The sequence below is a fragment of the Thalassoglobus sp. JC818 genome (assembly GCF_040717535.1).
Taxonomy (GTDB): domain Bacteria; phylum Planctomycetota; class Planctomycetia; order Planctomycetales; family Planctomycetaceae; genus Thalassoglobus.
This window is the reverse complement of the sequence record NZ_JBFEFI010000003.1, coordinates 634917-659841: the sequence shown is the minus strand read 5'-3', so window position 1 is coordinate 659841 and position 24925 is coordinate 634917. Positions and strand designations below refer to the sequence as shown.

Here is a 24925-nt window from a genome sequence, read left to right as displayed (position 1 = left end):
GGAAATGAGCCCAGTCTCAAAATCTACGACGAAATCTGATCTCTGTGCCTAAAAAGACGAACACATCCGATTGATTCGGGAGGGGCAACCGGGACATCTGTCTCAACCGGAAGCTGCAACTTGATCTCTCGAAAAAGTTCCAATTATTCGCTGGAAATCGCGCGAACACGCAAAGACTTAACGCGTATCGGTTTTGTCCCATATTGGGTCTCATAGACCCCGAAAATGACTTCGCCCGGCTTGTAGTTCTCCAGCGGGAAGTCGACGACCTGAAACCGACCAATCTCCAGCACGACGTGATTCTCTTTGACCGTCAGTCGAAACGGTTGCTCACGTTTCCAGTCGAAATCGTCCAGTTCCGTCGTCTTGCCCTCGATCGCTTTGGCACCTCGAAACTCACTGACGAAATACGGGCTGCCGCTGACCTTCATGTTCACATTGCTCACAGCATATCCATGCCCCTGATCCCATCCCACAAGGAAGAACCAGCCCCCGTAGCCGGCGTGCTCCATGATGCCTTCGAGTTCAAATTCATCTGCCCAGCAGATTCTCATTGCAGCATCATGCCCGTCGAGTCGTTGAACATAACCATCGACGAGTCCGAACTTTCCATCAGTCGAAAAGTTTCCAAGAACAAACGGATGACCGGGCTGCGGGCCGGTGAGATCGAATTCTTCAAGCGTTGTCAGCTTGGACGCTTTCGGAAGCGGTCGACTCCCCTTCATGCGGGGCGACTTCAGATGGAGGACGGTCCATTCCTCTTCCGCAACAACTCCGGAATAGTCATCCGGCTGAGCGAAACCTTGTTGACCAAAGAGAAGACAAACAGCAAATCCAAACACCAGCAAACCAAACTGTTTAAAACCCATAGCAGTTCTGCTCTCAGTCGAGCACGTGAGACAACCGCTCCCTGAAACCTCTACCGTGCGTAGGATGAGTGATCGAGCCGAATGATGCCTGTTGAACTCCGATTCAAAAAGAGGCAATGGCTGCTCGCTAAGAAATCAGTTTTCTCAGTTCGTCCAGATACTTTGGAATCTCTTCACGGGGATTTTGCTCTTCGTACTCCAGGACGACGTACCCACGATAGCCATGATCTTTCAGAATGCCGACGACCCGGCCCAAATCGGTCGGCTCTTTTCCTGCCCCATTCGGGGAAATGGCAACTTTAATTTGAGCGTTGACCGCGTATGGAGCAATCTTCGCGAGATCGCCGTAGGGGTCTTCCGTGCGGAAGTTCCCGCTGTCAAAGTTCACTCCGAAACAAGGCGACGGTTGGACTTCCTTCACGATGGCCAGCAGTTGCTCGGGAGTGGCTGTGATTCCGCCGTGATTTTCAAGTGCGAGCACCACACCTTTAGAAGCGGCATATTGGACACACTCATTGATGCCGTCGACGCATCTCTTCAGCGCCGATGGTTCATCGCCTCCTGAGGGAACCTTTCCAGCGAAGATGCGAATGACCGGCGCTCCCATGAACGCCGCGTAATCGATCCACTGTTTGGTCATCGAAATCTGAGCATCACGTTCCTGACCGGGCCCAAGACAGAAGTCATTCCCGATGGCTGTTCCGGAAATGTCGAGTCCCAAACGGAACGTTCGCTCCTTGATCTCTGCCAGATACGCGTCCGTCACTTCGGCGGGGAAGTAATAGCTCGTCAGCTCTGTCCCATCGAGATTTTGACTCGCACAGAAGTCGATGAAGTCAAGCAACGTCATCGACGAGTTGGATTCGCGAACGGTTGGCCAGTTGCGAGGCAATTCTCGATTGAACGAGTAGGCTGCCAGCGACAATTTCATGTAGGGTTCCCCGGTTCGCACAACCGGTTTCGCCGCTTGCAATGAAAGCCCGAAATTTAGTGCAAGACCTCCCAGGGCAGCAGAGGTGAGAAAGTCTCGACGCGACCATTCAAGTTGTGTCATCTCAGTCGTTCCCGGTCAATTGTCTCAAATCGCAAACTGCGAATCTTTTGTCTTTCGATCTCCAAGTTAGTCAAATAGGCGTTGATTTGGCCAGTGACCACATCGTGAGGAACAGAGTCATCCAGCAAATGGATTTTCTGCCTGCGGGCGCGGATACTGTCCCCTGTGATGATGAGTTGCTAAATTCCCGTTTTCAAAGATTCACCTCGGATAACTCGTCCGAACCCATAGTTACTCGTTTGGAATTGTTGATATGTCTGACGTTCACGATCTCACCCGTGCACTCCAAAAGAAGAACGATTCAAAAATTGTTCTCCTCGTCGCTGACGGACTTGGTGGGCTTCCCAAGAATCCAGGTGATCTGACGGAACTCGAAACTGCCAAGACACCGAATCTGGACGCGCTCGCACAACGAGGAACGAGTGGACTCAGCACGCCCGTTCTGCCAGGTATCACACCCGGCAGTGGTCCCGGTCACCTTGGCCTGTTCGGGTACGATCCGCTTCAATACCAGATTGGCCGCGGAGTCCTCGAAGCACTCGGAATTGACTTCGAACTCGGTCCAGACGATGTCGCGATTCGTGGAAATTTCTGCACACTCGACGAGCACGGCAACATCACTGACCGACGTGCTGGCCGAATCGGAAACGACATCGCAGCTCCGCTTTGTGAGAAGCTGAATCAAATCAAAATTCCAGGCGTGGAAGTCTTCGTTCAACACGTCAAGGAATACCGACTCGTCGTCGTCTTCCGCGGTCCCGGTCTCGGTGGTGATGTTCACGACACCGATCCTCAAAAAACCGGAGTTCCTCCACTCGTCCCGGAAGCCAAAGCACCCGGATCAGAGAAAACGATCGAAGTCGCTCATCAGTTCCTGCAACAGGCACGTGATCTTCTCAAAAACGACAGCCCCGCGAACTTTCTGACTCTTCGTGGAATCGCCAAGCGTCCACCCATTCCAACCTTTGAAGAGGTTTACGGGACGCGAGCCGGAGCCATCGCAGTTTATCCCATGTACCGCGGACTCGCTCGTCTCGTCGGAATGGACGTCCTCGATGCTGGCCAAACATTGAGCGATCAATGTGACCGCCTCAAAGCTGCCTGGGACGACTACGACTTCTTCTTCATGCACTTCAAATACACCGACTCCACTGGCGAAGACGGAAACTTCGAAGCCAAAGTTCAGCGCACAGAAGAACTCGATGCTGCCATTCCGCGCATCATGGAACAAAACCCGACAGTGCTGATCGTCACCGGAGATCACAGCACACCGAGCAAGATGAAGTCCCACAGCTGGCACCCGGTTCCAACGTTGATCACCGCCGAAAACTGCCGATTTGATGGTCGCCCGGGATTCAGTGAAAAAGACTGCCTGCAGGGCGGGCTCGGACAGTTCGAAGCGAAATACCTGATGCTTATGGCACTCGCTCACGCTGGCCGACTTGAAAAATTCGGCGCATAGAGTGGCCAATGGATGAAGTGTCACGTCGAATTTTGAGAGTTCGAAGAAGTCGAAAAGATTTGCTGATCCAAACCAGTTGAATTCCGTTCACCTTCGAGGCGGCCTGTCGTGGACGTGTTTGACAGCCCGCACATGCATGTCAATGGGAAGAGCTATGACTGAAACTTCTGCACCTGAAGCCAACGCACCCAAAGAACCCAAACAACCTGTCGATCCGCAGGATAGTGGAGTCATTTTGATTTCCTATCCGAAGATCGTATTCATGTGGCCGTCATGGGTGCTGTCGATCATCTGTGGCATCTACATGGTTTTCGCCAAGGATTTGACTGGAACCGGTGCCATCAATATCGGATGGGCTTTCCTGATCGTCCTGTCGCTGAACCTGATTGTGTTGTCATTCGACTTTCCCCGAACGACATCCTTCCTCGTTTTCGCGGTGGTCACAGCTCTGGTTCTGGGAGCCATGCTTTTGGTGTCAAAGATGCCGAATCTGATTCCGGCTGTCACGAACATGATCCATTCGATCAAGCCGGTCGCCAATGCCCCGTTTTACTTCATATTTGCTTCAGTGCTGACAGCGATTTATATCGCTGTCGCTATCCTGTCGCGATTTGATTACTGGGAAGTCCGCCCTAACGAACTCCTTCATCATCACGGCGTGTTGAGCGATCTCGAACGATTCTCAGCTCCGCATCTGCGAATCGAAAAAGAGATCAACGACATCTTCGAATACATCCTGCTCGGTTCTGGTCGATTGATCCTGCACCCGAGCCAGGAACGTCGCCCCGTCGTGCTGGACAACGTCTTCTTCATTAGCTCAAAAGAGAAACGCATCACACGACTCTTGAGCGCCCTTCAAGTTCGTGTCCGTGACGACAGATAGTTTCTGCGAGTCGATCGATTTCGACTTCGAAAGCTTGAGTAACACATTTCCAACACTGGGCTGAGCTCTTCAGCCCAGTGTTTTTCTTGCGCGGGGCTCAATGTGGACAGTGCGAAATTCAGCTCTTGAGTCCATTGAATGATGAAGAATTCAACAAATCAATGTGAATTGATGTTTGACTCATCTCCGGGAGAATGCTAGTTTTTGCAATTCTTGAATATTCTCAAGCAAATCCCTTCGACCTATCTCAATTCGTTAAGAACAACCGAAACTCCGTTTTGTTTGTTTTGACGGTTTAATTCGATCCAAAATGGCAGTCGTATTCTTGGCACTCCACTGTGCTATTGAATATGATTTCAATGGGCCGATCACGAATAATTCACTTCCACGTGAGGTTCACTGAATATGGCGCATGCGGAATTACGAGTAATTTCCGGGAAGCACTCTGGAAGTTCGATCCCTCTCCCATCTGGGAAATTTCTTGTCGGGCGTGAAGAAGACTGTCATCTCCGTCCCAATAGCGATCTGGTGAGCCGTCACCATTGCGTATTCACTCTTGACGACTACGGGCTTCGCCTTCGTGATCTCGGAAGCACAAACGGATCATTCGTCAACGGTGAAAAGATTCGGGGATCAGTCGTTCTCAACTCGGGCGATCAGGTTTCGATCGGCAAGCTTGAGTTTCAGGTTGTCATCGGCGACGCTTTGCCGGACGACACACAAACGAATCTCGCCAGCGAGATGAACACAGAGATCATCAATCCGCAACCCGCTGATCAGCCAGTCGGAAGCTCTGCGGACGATGACAGCGACTTGCTCAATGAGCTTCTTGCAGAAGCCAGCCCAGAAGACGCAGCCTCAAACACAATCGTCTCCGACGCCGCTGCCCCATCATCAGACACGATGATTAACATTCCGACCCAGCCTCCCGCAGGTTTCGAAGGCCAGATGCCTCCCCAGACTGGAGACACTCAGTACTTCGTTCCAGGCGGAATGCCTCAGATGCCTCCCATGGGATACCCACAACAGATGGGTTATCCTCAGCAAATGATGCCTTACGGCTACCCCGGATTCCCTCAGATGGGCTACCCGCAACAACCAGTTGCGTACCCACCAGGATATCCGCAGCCGTATCCTCAAGGCCCGCCACAGGAACAGCCAGCCGAGCCAGCTCAGGAACAATCCTCTTCTGTCGAGGAACCTGCTGTCCGTCTGCCCGACCCATCTGAAACCGGTGTCAAACCGCCTGAACCGCCAAAGCCTGACGACGAGAAGCAAGAAAAGACGGCCGACGCCAAAGCGAAAGAGGAAGCTCCGTCAGCAGCAGCCAACGCGATTCAGCAATACCTGCAGCGACGCCCAAAAGGCAAAAGCTAAGGCCGTTGCCGAGTGACTTGTACTGGCTTGCTAGCGACATCGCCGGCTTGAGAGCTTAAGGTCTGCCTTTCCGCACAGACCGTTCTTTTGAGCTCTCTTGAGTTGCAGGTGCGTCGAGCCAGCGGTAGATGGCGATGCATTCGTCCGCTGCACCGCAGTTCGTTGCTGCGCAATGTCGGCTGCTATTTCGCTTCGACGGTGATCGTATTCGTCTCGTGATCAATGTTCGACACTTCGCCGAAATTGATGCGACCAGCGAATGCATCGATGTCATCCACTTTGCTCACCTGAAATATCACGCGATCCTCTTCAAATCGCGGACGCACTCGGAAAGTGCCCGCCGCTTCTCGGACCTCGTGCAGCAACCGGCCAACTTCACGGCGCTGAAGCCCCTTCATCACCAGCGTCACCTCTTCATTGTCCATCGAGAGTCGATTGCGGAAATCCTCGCCAACTGGGGGCTCGAACGGATTCGCTGCAGTGGATTGAGCTGTGCCCGCCGGATTCGCAGCTGCGGGCTTTTCTTCAGAGGACGTGTTTTGACTCCCTGATGTCGTACTGCTTGACGAATCAAGAAACGGAGAAGAATTATTGTCGTTTGTTGATGTCGGATTTGATTCAGTGACACTCGACGGATTGCTTCCTCGGTTTCGTCCGGGAAATGGATTCGCGGGATGATTCCCCGGTCGAGGAAAATTCGGGGCTGCGTGATCGGGAATCTGATGAGCAAATTGAGGCCCGGCAGGAGCAGGATCTCCCTTAAACATCAACTTGCCCAACGACATGATGATTCCAAAACCGATGGGCAGGACGATCAAGGCAGCCAGCCCGATCGCCGTCCATTTCACCGCTTTGAATCCCCATTCCCCGGAGACACCGAAGTGGTCTTTAAACGAGACTAATAGGAGAATTCCCCCGATGATCAAAAACATGACCCCACCCAGGGTCTGAGCTTCTGGACCAAGAGCATGCAGCCCTTTGATCTGCAATCCGATCAGAGGCAAGATGAACGCCCCAACCCCCAGCATCATCATCGTGAAGGCGAACTTCCGAAGCTGTTCCGTGGGAATGGACGATTTGGAAGCCTTTCGTGATCGCTTGGGCTTCGTTCGTTTGGATTTCGACGAGGACTTTTTGGCCGGTGCCGATCCGAACAAATCGGCCTCACCTTCATCGTCATCGAGATCCCACATCGAGGCGGATGGAGTCGACGACGCAGACGGGGCGGAGGAGAGTTGATTCTGCGATGCCTTGAACAATTCGCCGCATTTCGGGCAGCGAACTGTCTCGACCTTCATCGTCAGCTTCATTTTCGCATTGCATTCAGGACATTGAACACGCAATTCCGCCACTCGTCTCACTCCTCTTTGCATGGACGATGTTCAGATCATTTCTGCGCTGACTGCTGAAATCATTCATGGCATCGTTTCTCACAAATGCGTACCTCGCACACCACACAACAGAGCCAATCAACTCCGGGGAAAGCACGAGACGATGCAAATCATCGAAGGTCTTCTCCGATTATGATTGTCAGAAACGCCTCAGACAAGAGGAACTCCAGCCGATCGCTTTGCAGATCAGAGTGCAGCACGTGTGCGCGAGCAATCCCGGCAGGCTGAACGCTCTCTTACAGAAGACCACTTCAATGGGGGAGATACTCAAACTCTCCCCCATTTGTGGTTGCCTAACTACTCACCGGGCTTGCGAACTCCCATCGTCAGCAGCAGATTCGCCCACAATTCCTGATCTGCGGTTTGAATGGTCAAGACATGGTCTCGACTCGCCACAGCATCGTAAAAGTCCCACTTCTGGATCGGTTCCAACTCAACGTCTGAGCCAGCATCCTTAAGAATCGTGCGGTACTCACCCCAGATCGGAGGATCACCAGCGAGTTTGTACGGGTCGTCGTCAGGAATGCCCATCGTGTTCGCAGCTTCGATCGGAATCGCCGTCAACAGAGCTTTGAGAACGTCGGTGCAACTTACAATTCCCGGAGAAAGGTTCAGGCAAACGAGATCTGCATTCGGTCCGAGAGTGTTGTAAGCGGGGTAGTTTCCATCGGCGATGAGAATTTTTGAATGATGTCCCGCCCGACCGAGAACTTCATTGATTTGAGGATGAATGAGAGTGTGCTTGAGCATTCACTTGCTTTCCGAATACGGAGATGATGGCGTGAAGTGAGCAGCGGACTGCTGAGACTTTGCTCAGGCTAAAAGCGGTCGGTTCGCTTGTCCAGCGTTCCCGACGGATCTGAGAACCGGGCAAGCAAATCGGCCAACGACTCGCTGTTCGTCAGCTCAATAGCTTATCGATCACATGTCCGTGAACATCGGTCAGACGGAATGGGCGTCCCTGGTAAGTGAACGTCAGCTTTTCGTGATCGATCCCCAACAGATGCAACAGCGTCGCCTGGACGTCGTGAACATGAACAGGATCTTCGACAATTGAAAACCCGAGTTCATCGGTCTGGCCGATTGTCGTTCCAGACCGGATTCCGCCTCCTGAAAACCACATCGTGAATGCTTGTGGATGATGATCACGGCCGTTCTCTCGACCGAGAGCTGCACTCGATTCGACCATCGGAGTTCGTCCAAACTCTCCACCCCAGATGACCAGCGTCTCATCGAGCAACCCACGCTGCTTGAGATCAACGATCAAAGCAGCGGCAGCTTGATCGGTCGTCTGTGCTTGGTTCTTCACTCCTCCTTCGACATTCGAATGATGATCCCAGCCCGCGTGATAAACCTGAATGAAGCGGACTCCCCGCTCAGCCAGCCGGCGAGCCAGCAGACAGTTTCGTGCAAACTCATTCGGACGTTTCTCGTCCATTCCATAGAGTTCAAGCGTTGATTCCGTCTCTTGTGAGAAGTCCATCAGCTCAGGGGCTGCGGACTGCATTTTCCAAGCAAGTTCGTACGCTTCGATCCGCGTTCGGATTTCCGGATCACCCACGACGTTGAGCTGTTTCGTATTGAGATCTCGAATGAGATCGAGCGTCTCTCTCTGGGCAAGATTGTCGAACCCACTCGGATTGGAAACGTGCAGAATGGGATCTCCCTGACCCCGGAACGGAACTCCCTGATGATTGCTCGGAAGAAACCCGGAACTCCACATCGACGCACCACCGCTCAGGCTGCCGCCGCTCTTGAGAACCACGAACCCGGGAAGGTCTTCTGCCTCGCTTCCGATGCCGTAGCTGAGCCACGAACCAATCGACGGTCGACCGGGGATGGGACTCCCGGTGTTCAGGAAGATTTGAGCAGGGGAATGATTGAACTGATCGGTGTGAACCGACCGAACGACGGCAATCTCATCTGCAACTTTCCCCAGATGCGGGAGCATTTCGGAAAGCTCAGTCCCACTCTCGCCGTGCTTCTGGAACGAAAAACGCGGCCCTAAAACAGCTGCGTCAGGTTGAATGAAAGCATACCGCTGCCCTTTGATTACCGAAGGAGGAATTGGTTTTCCTTCTAGCTCCTTAAGCTTCGGTTTGTAGTCGAAGAGCTCTAACTGACTCGGCGCTCCAGCCATAAAGAGATAGATCACTCGCTTCACACGAGGAGTCAGCCCGACAGTCGCACTGGTATTGGCATACGCCTGACTGGCAAGCAGGGAGCCGAGCGATATCTTCCCGAGGCCAATTCCGCAATCTGCGAAGAACTGTCGACGCGTCTGATTTTGAAGGTGTGAAAATGTCATGGTTTCGTCACTGCCTCATCCAAATTCATCAACACTCGCGCCACCATCACCCACGATGCCTCATCAGCGGAACTCTCGCTGCCTCCAGTGATTTCCTCGACACTTAATTCTTCAGAATCAAACCTCGCCAGCTGGCGATCACGAAACTCAAGAATCGCGCCGACTTCTGATTCAGTCGGTGGACGTGTGAGAAACTTCCTGAACAGAATCGCCACAAGCTCGGCAGGATCTTGATCGCCGACACTCAAGGATTGAGCAGCCTTCTGAGCAACTTCGAGAAACATCGCATCATTGAGCATGGTCAACGCCTGCAATGGAGTATTGCTGCGGTCACGACGAACAATGCAGTTCTCGCCCGTGGGAGCATCGAAAACAGTGAACGCGGCAAAGGGAGCCGTTCGTTTCGAGAAAGTGTAAAGCGATCGACGATACCGGTCCTCCCCTGTTTCGACGGGCCAGTTCGGATTCCCGTACGCAACTTTGACGACTGACTCCGGTTGTGGCGGATAAACACTTGGGCCGCCGACTTTTTCAACGAGAACGCCCGCCGCTCGAAGCATTGAATCTCGAATTACTTCCGCACGCATTCGTTTGCGTGGACCTCTGGCAAGCCAGCTGTTCTTCGGATCGCTCTCGCGAACGCTTTCATCAACGACCGAGCTTTGACGATAGGTCGCACTGGTCACGATGAGTCGGTGCAGTTCTTTGCGAGACCAGCCGAGTGCGTATTCTCCAGAATCCGGTTGGCTGACAAATCGATTCGCCAACCAATCGAGAAGGTCTGGATGCGTGGGCTGACTCGACTGGGTTCCGAAGTCTTCACTCGTGGTCACCAGCCCCTGACCAAAGAACGCTTGCCAATGCCGGTTGACGGTCACACGCCCAACGAGCGGATTCTCGCTGCTCACAAGCCATTGAGCAAATTCCAACCGGTTCTCGGGCGCGTCTTCTGTCTCACTTAAGAATAAAGACGGAAGATGAGGAGCCACTTCTTCTCGAGCCTGAAGGTATTCTCCGCGATGATGACGGAACGTCGGTCGCGGATTGTCATCGGGCCGCTCGGAAAAGATCATCGTTGTCGTTGGATCCTTCAGACGAGCCTGAAGCTTTTCGATCGTTTTTCGCTCTTCCGCGAGCAACGGTGTTGTGCTCAGAAAATGCCGCATCAACTCCTGACGAACTTCGTCCGACAAACTCTCTTCGCCAGCGACGAGTTGTTCCGCAAGATGGACCGGAAGGCCTGTTGCGACAGACGTTCTTGAATCGGTGGTGACACTGAATCGAAATCGTCCGAGACTGGCCGCAAAATGCCGCTCGAACAACATCGTGATCGTCAATTGCCCCTGCGTTTCGAGCGGGGTTTCAAAGTTGATCACCAGTTCATGCCGTTGACCTTCGGCGGTCGACGTCGACCAGCCTGTCGATCCATTTCCGTCGAGGATGTTGACGGCATCAGCTGATCCGCTTCCGACGCTGATCTTCCCGAAGCTGTGCGATGCTTTACGCAAGGGGAGGAGAGTTTCGTCTCGTGAAGCTGTCAGTTCACTCAGGAAGAAATCACCCTTTCGACCTTCGTAAAATGCTCGCCCGGGTCCCCGAGCGGGGAGGCGATCGTCCGGCAGTGCTTCAAGCTTCAGTGCTGTAATTGGTCCGGATTGGCTCAACGCCGCCAAGTCGAATGTCAGCTCGAATTCATCTCGTTTCGTGATGTCACCAGTCGAGAGAATTGATCCATCGGGCAGTTCCTCAAGTCGCGGAAGATTCGTCTTCATCGCCACGGGACGAAGAACTTCCCAGTTTCGAACGACATCTGCCTGCTCTTTCAACCACTGATCGAATTGCTGTTTGAGGTGTTCCTGTCGTCGCTGTTCCTCCGGTTCATCTCCATCACGTGGCGGAAACTTTGCCGCGAGTTGCGATTCCAGCTGGGCAATCTGAGCGAGAATGTCTTCATTTTGAGCTGCCACTTCTGCATCAGGAACAATTAAGTCGATCTCATCAGCATTGTTCAAAAGCCCCATCATCCCGAAGTAATCAGTATGCGTAATCGGATCATATTTGTGCGTGTGACATTGAGCGCAACCGATTGTCATTCCGAGCCAAACTGTTCCGGTCGTCGCCACACGATCGACCATCGCGTAATATCGGTACTCCAAGGGATCGATTCCGCCTTCTTCATTCAACATCGTGTTTCGATGAAATCCGGTCGCAACCAACTGATCGGCAGTGGGATTGTCCAGCATGTCACCAGCCAGCTGTTCGATGGTGAACTGATCGAAAGGTAGATCTGAATTGATGGCATTGATCACCCAGTCTCGATACGGCCAAATCGAACGCGGACGATCCTTCTCGTACCCGTTTGTGTCTGAGTACCTCGCCAGATCGAGCCAATGACTCGCCCAGTGTTCGCCGTACTGAGGGGAGTTCAACAACTTGTCGACAAGTTTCTCGTATGCGTCCTCGTCGGTCGAATTCAGAAACTCATCGACTTCTTCAATCGTAGGAGGCAGCCCAATCAGATCGATGTACACTCGTCGCAGCAGTGAATAGCGATCAGCTGGCGGAGCTGGCTTGAGACCATGTTCGTGCATGCGATTGAGGACGAAATGATCGATCGGATTCGCCGGCCAGTCGGAGTGCTCGTTGACAGGAATCGCAGGCAAATTGGGAGCCTGAAATGCCCAATGTTCTTCGTAAGGAGCACCAGCTTCAATCCATCGTTTCAGGACATCGATTTCCTCATCGGTCAACTGAAGATTCGAATCTGCCGGCGGCATGACGAGGAACTCATCATCGCTCGAAATTCGAGTATACAGTTCGCTCTGATCGAGATTCTTCGGAACGATCGCCTGGTAGCCTCCGCGATCCTCCGTTGCAGCGGATCGAAGATCGAGACGCAGATCCGCTTCTCGAGTGTTCTCATCCGGCCCGTGACACTTGTAACACTTCCCGGCCAAAATCGGACGAACGTCTCGTCCAAAAGAGACTTCATCCGCTTCGAGGTCGGAAAAGTTCCAGCCACTCACAACGAGGGCGACAATCAAGAGGTTCTGCGGGGACAACTTCATGACATCCAGATGGACGAAGGGGCGGGATAACAATCATCCTGTCCTTCTCATGTGGGCATTCGCCTGACCAATTGGACCTTGCTTTGATCCAGCTGCCAGATGCGAATTCGAGAAGAACATCTCGGATAAATGTTCTTTTAAGGATAGTGGGCCTACGCCGCCGGGTCAAATTTCGAATCACAACAAGGCGAAGCGGAATCACCTTGTCACTCATGAATTCGCCGAGCGGACTGAGCAAACGGCCTAAAATCCCATCATTCGAGAAGCGAGTTGAGTGGTCACCAATGTCACTAAGACCACGCCGACAAGATTCAAGAGAATCCCGTAGCGGACCATCGACGTGATGGGAACTCTGCCGGAGCCGAACACAATCGCATTCGGAGGAGTAGCGATCGGAAGCATGAACGCGCAGCTCGCTGAGATAGCAGCGGGGATCAGCAGCAGTCGCGGGTCAATCGTCAACTGTTCCGCCATCGCTGCGAGCGTTGGCTGAAGCGTATTCACCGTCGCGACGTTGGTGGTGAACTCTGTCAGGAATGTGACCATCAGACAAATGCCAGCGACGATGACTGTCGGCGATTTTCCTTGAAGCTGTTCCGCGAAGCGTTGTCCCAACCAGTCACCAAGTTGAGTCACTTCGAATCCCTGAGCCATCGCGAACCCGCTGCCGATCAGCAAGATCATCCCCCACGGAAGGCCAGCTTCCGCTGCTGTCCATGTCAGCAACGGTTGACTCTCGCCATTGGAATCGACGTCACCCGGAATCAGGAACAATAACATCGCCATCGCAATGGCAATCGAAGAATCCTGAACGTACTCAGGCAAGTAGCTGATGTCGACACCCAGACTGGCAGCTAGCTGAACACAGATTCCCGGCCAATCGGGAAGAAGCTGATACGAATCGAACATGATCGGTTTGCGCAGCACCCAGAGCAGGGCTGTCATAACGAAGACGCTGAAGACTCGCCGCTCGGTTCGACTCGCCCGGCCTAAATCAGTCAGTTGCTGACGGAAGAATTCGCGGCCGTATTTCTCGGTGTTCTTCACCGATGGAAGGCCGATCGTCAGAACGCCTCCCGTTGCAAGCAGCATGAGCACGCTGAGCGGAACAAAGGATGCCATCCACTCCGCCATCGACAAACTCTCGTAACCCTGCGGAACAAACGACTGGTCCCAAAAACCGAGAAATGTGACATTCGTCGGCGTTCCCACAAACGTTGAAAGTCCGCCGATGCTCGAGGCGTAAGCGATGCCGAGCAGAATCGGCACGGTCAATTTATCGCCGACGAGCTTCGCCTGCTCCGGATCACTTGTGCGAAGTGCATCTTTGAGAGTGGTCAGCATCGCCAGAGCGATGGGCAACATCATCATTGTTGTGGCGGTATTCGAAATCCACATCGAGAGAATCGCGGAGGTCAACATAAACCCGAAGACCAACTGTCTCGGGCTGCTGCCAACTCGACTGATAATGTGCAGTGCTATTCGCCTATGCAGGCCACACCGCTCGATCGCCACTGCAATCGCGAAACCTCCGAGGTACAGAAAGACGTTGTGATCCGCATACTGCAGGCTCACTTCTTTCGCGGTGAGAATCCCCAGAAACGGATAAGCAGCAATGGGAATCAGACTTGTCGCTGCGATGTGAATCGGCTGCGTCAACCACATCGTCGCCATAAGGACGGTGATCGCAGCCAGACGATGAGCTTCGGCAGTCATTCCTTTTGGCGTCGGCAGGCAGATGACTCCGACAAACAGAAGAATCGCAATCGCAACCGAGATCCAATTTCGCCTGGTTCGATCCGGGGAAGGGGACTCTAACGATTCATTCATTGATATCGGTTGCTTCTTGTCCAGGAGGATTGTTGAGGCACTGAAACGCTTGATTTAGTCTTCGAAATTCCGATTCATCCATAATCGAAAACGAAAACCAGAGCGACTCAGGATTTAGAGCAAGTTGCTCTTTCCTGTGCACTCGCTTGCACTGCTTCATAGGTTCAAAGGCTGTGCTTGCTCGTGCGAGATCGTGTAGACAAAATCAGAATTTGCTCTGAAATGAGTACCGAAAAATACCATCCACCACTTCCGATTGGTACGGCAAGATAAGCACTTCGAAGCCGATTTGGCCAACTCAAATTTGAATCAACCGAGTTTCATTCCTCGGGATTCGGCGATTGTGTCGCTTCAGATGCCTGCCCAGCAGAGGGAATCCGGTAGACGCGAAAACTCTTGTTCCGGTAGTTCGCGTCGACATCCACCTTCCAGTACTTGCCGAAGATGATCTCATCGATCCCGGTTTCATCATGCAGAGCCCGAAGTTCATCGGGCGTAATCAGCATGTCTTTCGTCGCAGCCTTCTTCCAGTTTGCGATCACCCACAGACGCCGGTTCCATTCGAGAAGCGATTCCGCATCCTGAGGACAGTCTTTGTAGTTCACATATTCCGGCCGGTTCGCGAACCATTTGACAGCCCACTGATTCTCCAGACTGTACACCAGCGAGTCTTCAGGCGTTTCCTCATCAATCCAGCGTGACACATCAATCCAGTCGGCTCGCGCCTGAGCGGACATTCCGCTTGGATTCCGATCAGAACCCGGAATCCAGATCGCCACGCAGGCCAGAACACACGCAGTGCAAACGCTGATTGCATTCGCTTCGAAGTCGGAATGAAACCGCTCACAGGTCTTTCTTCTCAATAATTCAGCCAATGAAAAACCGACTGCTACGGGAATGAGAATGTCAGCCAATCGAAACGGATAGAACTTCAACAGGGCAATTCGCCACTCATATCCCGGCATCGATTTGACTGGCCTCGGTCCCCATGAAATCGCAACCCCGATGAGGGCAAACGCCAGCGCCCAGAAACCAATCAATCGCCACCAGCGAACTGCTTCATCACGTGCGGGCTGCAAGATGATCAACACTGCCCACGTGAGAACCAGCATTGTGAAGTAGCGATGAGCGGACTTCGAGAACGTCATCGGATCGAGATGATGAGCGAGCCGATGGGCAACTTGAAGATGTGTCGCCATCAGAGAATCATTCGGATCAGTTTGCAGAACGATCGAAGCTGCCGACCACAACCCCGGCAGCGCGACTCCCACAAAAACGATCGCAGCTAAAATCCAGCGTAAGACCGGTATCGGAGACTGGCGAATCAAACTGCGCCCGAACAACATCACCCAGCACAGCGTGGCAGCCACCGCCGCCAGTGTTCCCCACACCCCGACGACCGGATGAAACGAAGTCGCGAGCCCCGCTTGCAGCGCACTCGCCACGATTCGCAGCGACATCGCGCTGGCCATCGCTCCAAACAGAAATCCGTAGGCGATAACCTTCGATTCCATGCCGCCCACGAGCCACTCCCCGGACCAGTTTCCAAGACTATGGAAAACGAGGAAGGTGCCGAGCGAGAACAAAGTCGCTGTCCCGGACCGAGTGAGTTGCTTTCCGAGGAGTGTCCAACCGATCGCCAACGGGAGATATCCCACCGCCCGCACGACGATCGCTGTCTGCTCTAAAGTGAGCAGTTGAGACAGCCAGCCGAACACCCAATAGAAGACCAGATGAGGATTCGAGGAATCCAGAAAAAAGTCTCCGGCACACCAATCTGGCTGCCAAAAGTGCTTCGCCTTACTCAGATAGTGCGGCTCATTGACTCCCGGGATCGGAACTCGAAGAAACGAGACACACAGCAAAACACCATAGATGACCGCCCCGGTCAGCCAATACTGCCATGCCTGCGCACGTTGCTCTGATTGACCTTGAGCAGTGGTTTCGACACTCGGCATCACAAACCTCATCGAAACTTCAGGGCATGCAGACTTCGCTGGGAATCGGAACCAAGCCCGTCCGACAGATGTGAGAAGACCTCATCACGCGCGACGACAGAGAGGCGTATCGAACGGTCAATTTCCGCTCAACATCACTACTTTGACTTTTTCTTCGCGCTCTTCTTAGGAGCTTTCTTGGCTGCACTTTTTGTCGCAGCCTTCTTGGTAGCTGTTTTCTTCTTCGGAGCAGACTTGGTGGCTGTGCTTGCCGCTTTCTTGGCTGTCTTCTTTTTGGGAGCGGACTTCTTCTTGGTTTTCCCTTTTCCGAAAACCTGGTCCCAGTTTTCCCAGTATTCCGGTGTTGCTCCAGTACGTACGATTGGGCCACTCATTTTCGTTTTCTCCTGTTTCAATCCTGAATCAAACTCAGGTGACAAAGCACCCGATTGATGCTGACATCATTGTCTTGAGACGTGTTGTATGGGCGATGCGACTGTTGTCAAGACGTTGCGGACTTGTGAGCCGAAACTCAATTCACTCAACTACAGCCATGAATGACTACGATTTTCATCGAGAACAGAACTTCCATCACCTCTGGAAACAGGTCGAGATCGTCCGGTCCGTGCCCTATTCTCTGTTCACGTTCGGTGCCAGCGACCTCGAATACTACCTCGTCACAGACAGTGAGGAATCTGACGGACTTGTGGAAGTCCGCCGAGGTTGTGTGAAAGTCAATCGTCCTCTCATCATCTCTCCACACAATGCACCTCCGGAGTTTCGCAACTTTTTTGAGAGCGATCAATTCGGCGGCATGATTGACTTTCTCATGGCCCGCTCGGCGGCATTCTCAAATTTGAAACTCGAAAACACGCAGCAACAGCCTGAACTTCTTAGCGATAGTATCGAAGAAGTTGTGTCGAGATTGAACAAGCGACTCGACACCGAAGAAGAAGACCGTGTAGCGATTCTCACCGCTCCTCATGGACTCGGCGGGGCAGCAGTCTTCAAATACACCGTCTCTCGCATCATGGACAGTGCACCGGGAAACATTCAGGAACTTCGCGAACGCGGCTTTCTTCCCGAGTAAATTCGCTTGCTGATCGCTCAGTATTCACTCGACAATCACAGCGAAACCCGAAGAACTCGGAACAACACACGAAAGCATCTTTGCGAACTCAGTACTTCTTTCGCATCGCTTCCTGCATCGTTCTCCGAGCTTGGTTGCTTTTCAGCTTGTCTCGCTGATCGTACTTCTTACGTCCGCGCGCAGCCCCGATCGTGACCTTCACAAGCCCGCGTGTGAAGTACATCGAAAGTGGAATCAACGTCATTCCATCATGCCCGGCCGATTCTGCGAACTTTCGAAACTCTCTCCGTCTGAGGAGCAGCTTCCGCTCTCGTCTGCGCTCATGATTTAAATACGTCGCTTGGGGATACTCAGCAATGTCGCAGTTGATGAGCCACAGTTCCCCATTCTGAATGCGGGCAAAGCCTTCATCGATCGTGACTTTATTGTCCCGAATGCTCTTCACTTCACTCCCTGTCAGGACAATGCCGCACTCGAGTTCTTCGACGATTTCGTAGTCATGACGCGCACGACGATTCCGACAGATCGTGCGAGAGTTTGGATCTACCGCAGGTGTCTTTTTCTTCTTCGATTTCTTGCTGGCCATGACGTTCCTTCCAGGTCAATCCCCAATAGTAGGACGACACGCCGAACTCGTGAAGCCTCCCCAATACGCTTTTCAACCATCAAGCAGAGACTCCGACGCTCAAGCCTTTTATTCCAGCCTCCCTGAGCTAGAGCAAGTTGCTCTGTCCAGTGCACTCGCTTGCGCGTTCTCACTTGTTGAAAAGCAGAATTTGCTCGTGCGAGTCAGTGCAAACGAAATTCGAGAATGTCCTAGGTCTCCGACTCGCGGGGAGCATCGTAGAAGACGCCCAATTCCTCACGGTCGCGGTACTTCCCGAGAAACAGCGACCGGAACAAGACTTTCGTCAGATGCCATGATGAATAGAGTCGAAACTTTCTTGACGACGTCAGCACAGGCTGTCGAGTGAGAACGAACGAGCCCTTCTTTTTCATCGACCGTGAAAATGGCCTCTCTTCAGACGCCAGATAGCTGGGATCGAAGCCGCCAATCTCTGCAAAGACATCACTCCTCGCGAACAGGCAACATCCGCAGGCGTAACCAAACACACGCTGCCAGATGAACAGAAAGCTCTTCGCCATCATTCGCTGAAGCCGACTTGTCCGCTGATCGAACTCAACTGCTGATCCGCCAGCGACAGCTCCGTTCTCGACAGCCTCGAGTATGCCTTGCAGACACTCCGAATTCATCAACGTATCTGCATCGACAAAAATCAGAATCTCACCGGAAGCGACTTCGGCACCCGCATTCCGAACAGCCGCAATATTGTGCAGCTGCACATCAATCACCCGCGCACCACAGTCTCTTGCAATGCCCGCTGTTTCGTCGATCGACCCGTCGTTAACGACAATCACTTCCGACGAAACTGAGCAGGGAACAACAGATTGGGCGATTGCAAAAATGGTTGACGCGATCAGCAGTTCTTCATTCCGTGCAGGAATCACAAAAGAAACTCGCGGCCGCGTCGAGTCCATTGCCAACACTTTCAACAAATGATGAAAGTCCGCCCCAGAAATACCGACCAGAGAAACGACGTGCTGAGATCAGTTTCCATATGTCATGTTGGGACTGTTTAGAGGCGATCGAAAGAAGGAAATCGGAACGGGAGGAACCTTTACGTTTGTCTTCACCCAAGACTTTCGCGATGGGCTCTCCTGATCTTTTTCGACCAGCCAGATATTTCGGTAGACGACTGGGTTTTGGTGATCCTGAAGTTTCGTTGGAAGCCTCAACTCGCCTTCAGCTTTCCCCGCTCCGGTTTTGTTTTCGATCTCTGCGTTGTTGTGGATGAGCACTCCGTTGTGCCAAACACTGATGCGCATATTCGAAACCTTGTTGCCATCTTCATCGAATCGCGGAGAGGTCAAATCGATATCGTACGTCTGCCAGGTTAGTGGAGGCAGGCACATGTTGACGTCCGGACGGCGAGTTCGGTACAGCGCCCCGCACTCGTTCTCAATTCCTTCCAGACCGAATGAATCAAGAACCTGAACTTCGTATCGGCTCTGAAGATAGAAACCGCTATTGCCACGAGCTTGGCCACGCGCCATAGGCTTGTAAGGAATTCGAAACTCCCCATGCAATCGGAAGTCACGGAACCCTTCGGTTGTTTCTGTTCCAGCATTCAAAAGTCCATCGTCGGTCAACACAGGACTCTTGAAGTGTTCAGTTGGCTCTCCGTCGAAGAGGACAATGGCCCCGGGAGGAGGCGATGCCCCCATCGTTGGACTCACGCGATAGGTCTTGATCAGTTCGCCAGCCTCGCGACCATCTTTCGTGAACACTAAAGCGCGGTCTCCATCGACCTCGATGTCGTACTGCTCGCCATGCAGAACAACGACATCTCCTTCGAGCTGTCCGTCAATCTCGAAACGATCACCACCAAACCAGCCTTCACCAGGCAAGCCACCGTAAAACTTCACACCCGAAAATTTTCCGTCACCAAGGGCAACAACCTGCAAAGCAACCGGTTCGGAACTTCGTGATGTTGGTTGCGCACGCTGCCATCCCCGATACTCACCCTGAAAGTGATAGTCGAGGTCGACTTCAGACGGATTGGTGTAAACTGGGCCATCTTTGTCATCCGCAGCCAACAGTGCGGAACTTGACAGCAAGATCCCACACATCACAACCAGTAACGACCACGCGTAGTTCATGAGTGCTCCTTAAGCGACTTCAGATTCGATGCATACAGCCTATTTCCTGGCGGTGAGTGAATGCACCGGAAGTCTTTGATTCTCGTCTGTTTTTTTCATTTTCTCGACTTCACCCGGAAGGAATTCTCGAATCGATATTCTTCCAAGTTCCGGAAAAGTCACGGTAACATGGTTGATCCACTCGGGGGAGGTTCGGGCTGCGAGTCTTCCTTGCTCACCTGATCATCTTTGATAAACGGCCACACGAGATGAAAACAGGTTCCCTTCCCGATTTCGCTGTCCAGCGTAATCTCTCCTCCGTGCTCCCTGAGAACTTTGCGACTGACCGATAATCCCAGACCGGTCCCCGCAGACCCCTTACTCGATTCGAACAGACTGAACAGTTTCGGCATGTCCACGGGATCGATGCCGGTCCCGTTGTCTTCGATATCGAGTTGGAAAGTTTCATCCGACTCCTGATAGCGACACCGCATCGTCAACAGCGGTTCCTCTTGGTCCTCAAGAGCATCGATCGCATTGACGACGAAATTCAGAATCGCCCGATGGAAACCTTCCGGGTCAACCATCGATTTCGGGAGGTCCTCAGGCACATCGACGACAAGTTGAATTCCGCGATCCTCAAGTCGTTTTTCCATGAGTTCACAGACATCGTTGATAACGTCTTTGATCGAAACAAATTCCAGCTTCGGATCGCGTTCCTTACTGAACGTCAGCATGTCCATCACGAGATTGTAAATTCGATCCTGATTCCGCTCGACGATGCCCCAGCCCTTTTGGACCAATTCGAGGTTCTCATCCTTGAGTCCCATATCAACAAGATAGCTTCCGCCGCGGACTCCCTGAAGAATGTTCTTGATGTGATGGCTCATGATCGCCACCGTCTGGCCGACAGCAGCCAGACGCTCCGCCGAAATCATCGATTCCTGATAGCGAAGATTCTCTAGAGCCAAAGCGGACTGACGGCCAATCGCTAACAGCAACCGCAACAAGTGATCGTTGAATCGATTCAGACTGAGTTGAGTCATCTCCATCCCGAGGCTGTTGACACTGTTCGTGTCCACATAAATGACCCCCATCAATTCATACCGACCTCGCATCGGAACGCACATCGCTTCCCGAATTCCAGCTTGCATGATGCTTTGCCCACCGTCAAAACGGGAGTCTCTCTGAGCGTCGGTCGTCCTGACCCCCTGACCGTGCTGAATGACATACTCAACGATAGTCGTCGAGATCGGCATTCGCTCAGTGCTGTCGACTCCGTGCCGGTAGCTGACGACTCGGGGCTCAATCCGATCCGTTCTTGAATCCGTGACGAGAATACAACCGCGATCCGCACCCACAGCATCCAATGTCAGTTGCAGAATTCGCTCAAGAAGCTCTTCACACGTGGACGTCGGTCGGACAGCTTCTTCAGTGATTTGATATAGGATCTGCAGATTGGCCCCGGCCTGCTCACGACCGACAGATAAGTGCGATGCATCGGGAGTCGCCTGACTGACGATTCGAGAGTTGTCCTGACCGCCTCGCTGTCCGATCAGATGGATCTGGCTACTCGCTGAAGAAGCAATCTCCGGGATCTCTGCTGAGAACAGGAAAATTGTTCTCCCCATTTGAATCTGATCGCCGCGGCGGAGTCGGGCTCCATCGACCAGCATGCCATTGACGAACGTTCCGTTCGAGCTGTTGCGGTCGTTGATGACCCACGTCTCGCCATCCCATTGAAAGACGGCATGTTGTCTCGACATTTCTTTGTCGAGAATTCGGACGTCGTTCTGCACACCACGTCCAATGCGAACTGGAGGCTTGCCCAGGTCAATGCGGCTTCCCTGGTCAGGTCCTTGAATGACCAGAAGAGTCGCTTCGAACACGGCCTTACCTCCTTCGCATCGAGACGTTCACTCGCCTCTTTCAAGACACACTCAGCTCATCACTTCCAGTATTTCTGGGTGATCCAATATACCGTCGCCGGGGCAACCAGTCCGGTGAGAATGTAAGACACCAGATCCGGATACCAGGCCAGCTTCAGCGCGAGTGTGGGCGAGACAAACTTGAAAATCACCGGCAGCATCGGAATCAGAACACTCCAACACATGAAAAGAATTCCGTATTGGCGACGCTCTTTCTTCTCGGACGGAGTCAGTTGAGCGAAATCTTTCGACGCACTCGATTTTGAATCTTTCTTGCCGGACTTCTTTGAACTTGATTTCGACGACGACTCTGAAGACTCGCTAGAGAGTTTGGCTTCGTCGCGCATTCCCGGTGCGTAGTACTGGGCAATCGCCTGATTGATCGAACGTGGCGTGACGATGACCGGTCGAACAGGCACACCGGAGCGAATCTGAAGCTCTTCTTCGACTTCGTGCTCCGGCTGATCGACACAGGCAATCAGCAATCGCCCGTCATCCACAAACAATGGAATGAACGAATTCCGTTTCACCATCGCCCGCGGAACCAGATCGAGTACGTCATCTTCCGGAAGCATGTCTTCCAGATCGACGAAGGAGTATCCAAGCTGACAAGCCAACGCCTGGGCAGCCTTTTCCGGCTTCACGAGTTTCATCTGCACGGCGGCATCACGATGAGAGAGACCTCGTCGATCTGCGAACTCTTCGATTTCACGCTGCTGATCGCGTGTGATGTCTCCCTGCTGGACCAAAACGTCCAGCACTGGTTGACGACCAAACTCGTCGACGGCAGCTTCGAATTCTCGGCCGAGGCCTTCATCGTAGTCGCGTTTACGACCGGGATCGGTCAGGCACAACATCGCCTTCGCAAGCTCATTCAAAAGCTCTTGAGACTGAACGGAATACTGCCCTGTGGCATACTTCCGAACGTGTGCATTCAGCTTCTTGTAGTGTGCACGAATTTTGTCGGTGTCATCTTCAAACTGTGCAACTCGCAGCAACTCGTAATGATCCGGAGGACGGGCTCCCTCCGGAATGCCGAGCCATTCTTTATAAACATCCATTTTTCACTCGCGGCTGATGAGATTCGTCGATGATTTTCGAACGATGAGTTCGTCAGTTTCTACTCGACTTGATACTCATTCGCCAACACTTCAAACGCGTTCACATTGTCTTCGTTCAATCCGGAGTCTCGCACAATCTCCGTTTTCGCTTCAGTATTGCTCACCAGTTCGACAGCTCGTGCCGAGAATCGACCGTTCTTGTCGTAGCTGTAAGTGATCTCAACTGGCGATCCCGCAGGGAGATTTGGAGGCAGGTTCACGATACGGAAATCACCGATCGTCGTGCAGGCATCGGGATCGGAAGCATCGCCTTCGAGCACGCAGACATGCACTCGCTGCTGGTTTTCTTTGTTCGTCTTGAATCGTTGAGAGACTTCCATCGGAAGCGAAGAGTTCTTCGGAATCATGATGTGATTCAGCTTCCGTGACTTGTCCTTCGGATCGCTGATCTTCACGCCGAGTGAGTGAGAGTTGACGTCTGTCGCCGAGACCGAACGCAATCGCGTGATGACCGCTTTGCCCAGTCGACTTCCGCCACCAGTTGCGGTTGCTTCGAGAATGGCAGCATGAATCGCAGCTCCCTGCGAAACCGCTTCTTCCGGAGTCACTTCACGAGAAGGCTCTTTCCCGGTCACTTCACGAAGCATCGTTTCAACGACTGGCATATAGGTCGAACCGCCGACGAGGACCACCTCGTCGAGTTCCCCAACACCCACACCGGCCTGTTGCATCACCAACTCGGTTGTGTCACGAGTTCGCTGCATGAGATCGCCGGTGAGTCTTTCGAACTCACCGCGAGTCAAAGCGTGAGTGTAGCTCTTGCCTTTGTAGTTCGCGGTGATTGGAATTTGAGCACGTTCACTGAGGTCACGCTTGGCTTGCTCACATTCCTGAGTCAATTGCATCAACGTTTCGGAGTCTTCACGAGGATCTTCCCCGTGGCGACGATGGAACTCTTCGGCGATGTGGTCAACAATTCGTCGGCTCCAGTCGAGTCCGCCGAGCATCACGTCTCCATCGGTCGCGAGCACGTTGAATGTAGTCGCAGTGTATCGCACAACGGTCACGTCGAACGTTCCTCCACCAAGGTCGTAAACCATGATGGTTCGTTCGCCGTCAAAGGCGTCAGGGCGTCCGAGGTGTCCCTTCTGCCAGGCATAGGCAAGAGTCGCTGCCGTTGGTTCGTTAATGATGTCGATGACATTGATCCCGGCGATCTTTCCGGAATCCTGCGTTGCTTTGCGTCGAACATCGTTGAAGTAATAGGGAACAGTGACAACAGCGTTCGCGATCGGACCGATTGATTGTTCGGCGTCCTGCTTCAGCTTCTTCAGAATCAACGCAGAAACAAACTCGGGCGTCAGCTTCTTGTCGTTGTAGACGATGAAGAAGTCTTTGTTGCCCATCTGACGTTTGATGGCTTCGACAATATTGCGAGGGTCTTCGATCGACATCCGCTCGTAGCTGGGACCGACGATCACTTTTCCCCCTTCGCCAAGAATGACCACGGATGGAGTAATGGTCTTTCCATCTGCATTCGAGATCGAGACTGGATGTCCTTCAGCATCCATTTGCGAAATCGCTGAGTACGTTGTTCCCAAATCGATTCCAACTGTATTCCCTGGAAGGATTTCCATAAGTCTGCCTTTGCTCGTAGTTTGTCTTCGAAGTTGTTGACTGGATCAAAGTGAAGAGGAGGTCGAAAGAAACGAACGATCGAGCACTCGCAAGAAAGAACTTCTTCCGAGTTCGACACTCCATCGGCAACACAGATTTCAATTGTTTCAATCTGACATCATTCTGACGTGACACATGACATCATTCAAGCGATTGCCTATCAATCCGGAGAAGTCCCCCAAAGCCTCCATTCTCCGCAGCCTTTCCGGCACAATCCCAACTCTCTGTTCGACTTTGCTCGATGTTGCATTCCCGCCACAGCTTTCCACGGCTCACCCGAACATCAGACG

General features: G+C 52.8%; 19 protein-coding genes. 4 read left to right on the top strand and 15 right to left on the bottom strand.

The genetic code is table 11. The features are described 5' to 3' along the window. Positions 1-143: 143 nt before the first annotated feature. Entirely contained in the window at positions 144-869 is a 726-nt protein-coding gene (locus AB1L42_RS10435; RefSeq protein WP_367054296.1) for a hypothetical protein, read from the bottom strand. A 127-nt stretch (positions 870-996) separates the two neighbouring features. Further along, complete coding sequence (locus AB1L42_RS10430) at positions 997-1923, bottom strand: sugar phosphate isomerase/epimerase family protein (protein WP_367054293.1); 927 nt, start codon at positions 1921-1923, stop codon at positions 997-999. A 253-nt stretch (positions 1924-2176) separates the two neighbouring features. On the opposite strand from AB1L42_RS10430, the gene AB1L42_RS10425 reads away from it, so the two are divergent. From AB1L42_RS10425 to AB1L42_RS10415, 3 genes are all read left to right on the top strand, one after another. Continuing rightward, positions 2177-3385 (top strand): 2,3-bisphosphoglycerate-independent phosphoglycerate mutase, encoded by a 1209-nt coding sequence (locus AB1L42_RS10425; protein WP_367054290.1) that lies wholly within the window; start codon positions 2177-2179, stop codon positions 3383-3385. Between the two features lie 154 nt (positions 3386-3539). Beyond that, a complete protein-coding gene (locus AB1L42_RS10420) occupies positions 3540-4268 on the top strand; it encodes a hypothetical protein (RefSeq protein WP_367054287.1) in 729 nt (242 codons plus the stop codon). A gap of 405 nt (positions 4269-4673) precedes the next feature. Beyond that, positions 4674-5645 carry an FHA domain-containing protein gene (locus tag AB1L42_RS10415; protein ID WP_367054284.1) on the top strand — a complete coding sequence of 324 codons (972 nt, stop codon included), beginning with the start codon at positions 4674-4676 and terminating at the stop codon, positions 5643-5645. 182 nt (positions 5646-5827) lie between these two features. Here the strand turns inward: AB1L42_RS10415 and AB1L42_RS10410 are convergent, their stop codons facing one another. From AB1L42_RS10410 to AB1L42_RS10380, 7 genes are all read right to left on the bottom strand, one after another. Next, positions 5828-6997: a hypothetical protein gene (locus AB1L42_RS10410; protein WP_367054281.1), complete on the bottom strand. Its 1170-nt coding sequence runs from the start codon at positions 6995-6997 to the stop codon at positions 5828-5830. A 336-nt stretch (positions 6998-7333) separates the two neighbouring features. After that, entirely contained in the window at positions 7334-7786 is a 453-nt protein-coding gene (locus AB1L42_RS10405) for an RbsD/FucU family protein (protein ID WP_367054278.1), read from the bottom strand. 151 nt (positions 7787-7937) lie between these two features. Further along, the gene (locus tag AB1L42_RS10400; RefSeq protein ID WP_367054274.1) at positions 7938-9344 is read right to left on the bottom strand and encodes a DUF1501 domain-containing protein; all 1407 of its coding nucleotides are present in this window, start codon (positions 9342-9344) and stop codon (positions 7938-7940) included. Then, positions 9341-12445, bottom strand: coding sequence for a PSD1 and planctomycete cytochrome C domain-containing protein (locus AB1L42_RS10395; protein WP_367054271.1), 3105 nt, complete (start codon positions 12443-12445; stop codon positions 9341-9343). The genes AB1L42_RS10400 and AB1L42_RS10395 overlap by 4 nt, the downstream gene beginning before the upstream one ends. Positions 12446-12655: 210 nt before the next feature. Further along, entirely contained in the window at positions 12656-14242 is a 1587-nt protein-coding gene (locus AB1L42_RS10390) for an SLC13 family permease (RefSeq protein ID WP_367054268.1), read from the bottom strand. A 320-nt stretch (positions 14243-14562) separates the two neighbouring features. Beyond that, positions 14563-16200 carry a DUF6798 domain-containing protein gene (locus AB1L42_RS10385; RefSeq protein WP_367054265.1) on the bottom strand — a complete coding sequence of 546 codons (1638 nt, stop codon included), beginning with the start codon at positions 16198-16200 and terminating at the stop codon, positions 14563-14565. Positions 16201-16337: 137 nt separating this feature from the next. Beyond that, positions 16338-16574: an RNA polymerase subunit sigma gene (locus AB1L42_RS10380; protein ID WP_367054262.1), complete on the bottom strand. Its 237-nt coding sequence runs from the start codon at positions 16572-16574 to the stop codon at positions 16338-16340. 158 nt (positions 16575-16732) lie between these two features. Here AB1L42_RS10380 and AB1L42_RS10375 point away from each other — a divergent pair, with 158 nt between their 5' ends. Beyond that, complete coding sequence (locus tag AB1L42_RS10375) at positions 16733-17269, top strand: hypothetical protein (RefSeq protein WP_367054259.1); 537 nt, start codon at positions 16733-16735, stop codon at positions 17267-17269. Positions 17270-17357: 88 nt separating this feature from the next. Here AB1L42_RS10375 and smpB read toward each other — a convergent pair whose 3' ends face one another. The 6 genes from smpB to AB1L42_RS10345 all read right to left on the bottom strand — a co-directional run bounded on the left by smpB (position 17358) and on the right by AB1L42_RS10345 (position 24595). Continuing rightward, a complete protein-coding gene (smpB, locus tag AB1L42_RS10370; RefSeq protein WP_367054256.1) occupies positions 17358-17855 on the bottom strand; it encodes an SsrA-binding protein SmpB in 498 nt (165 codons plus the stop codon). 230 nt (positions 17856-18085) lie between these two features. Beyond that, positions 18086-18808: a glycosyltransferase gene (locus AB1L42_RS10365; protein WP_367054253.1), complete on the bottom strand. Its 723-nt coding sequence runs from the start codon at positions 18806-18808 to the stop codon at positions 18086-18088. Positions 18809-18877: 69 nt separating this feature from the next. Next, entirely contained in the window at positions 18878-19990 is a 1113-nt protein-coding gene (locus AB1L42_RS10360; RefSeq protein ID WP_367054249.1) for a DUF1080 domain-containing protein, read from the bottom strand. Positions 19991-20148: 158 nt separating this feature from the next. Further along, entirely contained in the window at positions 20149-21858 is a 1710-nt protein-coding gene (locus AB1L42_RS10355; RefSeq protein ID WP_367054246.1) for an ATP-binding protein, read from the bottom strand. 59 nt (positions 21859-21917) lie between these two features. Then, on the bottom strand, positions 21918-22958 hold the full coding sequence (locus AB1L42_RS10350; protein WP_367054243.1) for a hypothetical protein: 1041 nt from the start codon (positions 22956-22958) through the stop codon (positions 21918-21920). Between the two features lie 59 nt (positions 22959-23017). Next, positions 23018-24595, bottom strand: a complete 1578-nt coding sequence (locus tag AB1L42_RS10345; RefSeq protein WP_367054240.1) for an Hsp70 family protein — start codon at positions 24593-24595, stop codon at positions 23018-23020. Positions 24596-24925: the final 330 nt, after the last annotated feature.

Excerpts from the sequence above, each read along its gene's own strand:
- AB1L42_RS10405 (WP_367054278.1), bottom strand. The coding sequence starts at position 7,786 with ATGCTCAAGCACACTCTCATTCATCCTCAAATCAATGAAGTTCTCGGT.
- AB1L42_RS10385 (WP_367054265.1), bottom strand. The coding sequence starts at position 16,200 with ATGCCGAGTGTCGAAACCACTGCTCAAGGTCAATCAGAGCAACGTGCG.
- AB1L42_RS10360 (WP_367054249.1), bottom strand. The coding sequence starts at position 19,990 with ATGAACTACGCGTGGTCGTTACTGGTTGTGATGTGTGGGATCTTGCTG.
- AB1L42_RS10420 (WP_367054287.1), top strand. The coding sequence starts at position 3,540 with ATGACTGAAACTTCTGCACCTGAAGCCAACGCACCCAAAGAACCCAAA.
- AB1L42_RS10425 (WP_367054290.1), top strand. The coding sequence starts at position 2,177 with ATGTCTGACGTTCACGATCTCACCCGTGCACTCCAAAAGAAGAACGAT.
- AB1L42_RS10375 (WP_367054259.1), top strand. The coding sequence starts at position 16,733 with ATGAATGACTACGATTTTCATCGAGAACAGAACTTCCATCACCTCTGG.
- AB1L42_RS10365 (WP_367054253.1), bottom strand. The coding sequence starts at position 18,808 with ATGGACTCGACGCGGCCGCGAGTTTCTTTTGTGATTCCTGCACGGAAT.
- AB1L42_RS10400 (WP_367054274.1), bottom strand. The coding sequence starts at position 9,344 with ATGACATTTTCACACCTTCAAAATCAGACGCGTCGACAGTTCTTCGCA.
- AB1L42_RS10390 (WP_367054268.1), bottom strand. The coding sequence starts at position 14,242 with ATGAATGAATCGTTAGAGTCCCCTTCCCCGGATCGAACCAGGCGAAAT.
- AB1L42_RS10415 (WP_367054284.1), top strand. The coding sequence starts at position 4,674 with ATGGCGCATGCGGAATTACGAGTAATTTCCGGGAAGCACTCTGGAAGT.
- AB1L42_RS10380 (WP_367054262.1), bottom strand. The coding sequence starts at position 16,574 with ATGAGTGGCCCAATCGTACGTACTGGAGCAACACCGGAATACTGGGAA.
- smpB (WP_367054256.1), bottom strand. The coding sequence starts at position 17,855 with ATGGCCAGCAAGAAATCGAAGAAGAAAAAGACACCTGCGGTAGATCCA.
- AB1L42_RS10345 (WP_367054240.1), bottom strand. The coding sequence starts at position 24,595 with ATGGAAATCCTTCCAGGGAATACAGTTGGAATCGATTTGGGAACAACG.
- AB1L42_RS10350 (WP_367054243.1), bottom strand. The coding sequence starts at position 22,958 with ATGGATGTTTATAAAGAATGGCTCGGCATTCCGGAGGGAGCCCGTCCT.
- AB1L42_RS10430 (WP_367054293.1), bottom strand. The coding sequence starts at position 1,923 with ATGACACAACTTGAATGGTCGCGTCGAGACTTTCTCACCTCTGCTGCC.
- AB1L42_RS10435 (WP_367054296.1), bottom strand. The coding sequence starts at position 869 with ATGGGTTTTAAACAGTTTGGTTTGCTGGTGTTTGGATTTGCTGTTTGT.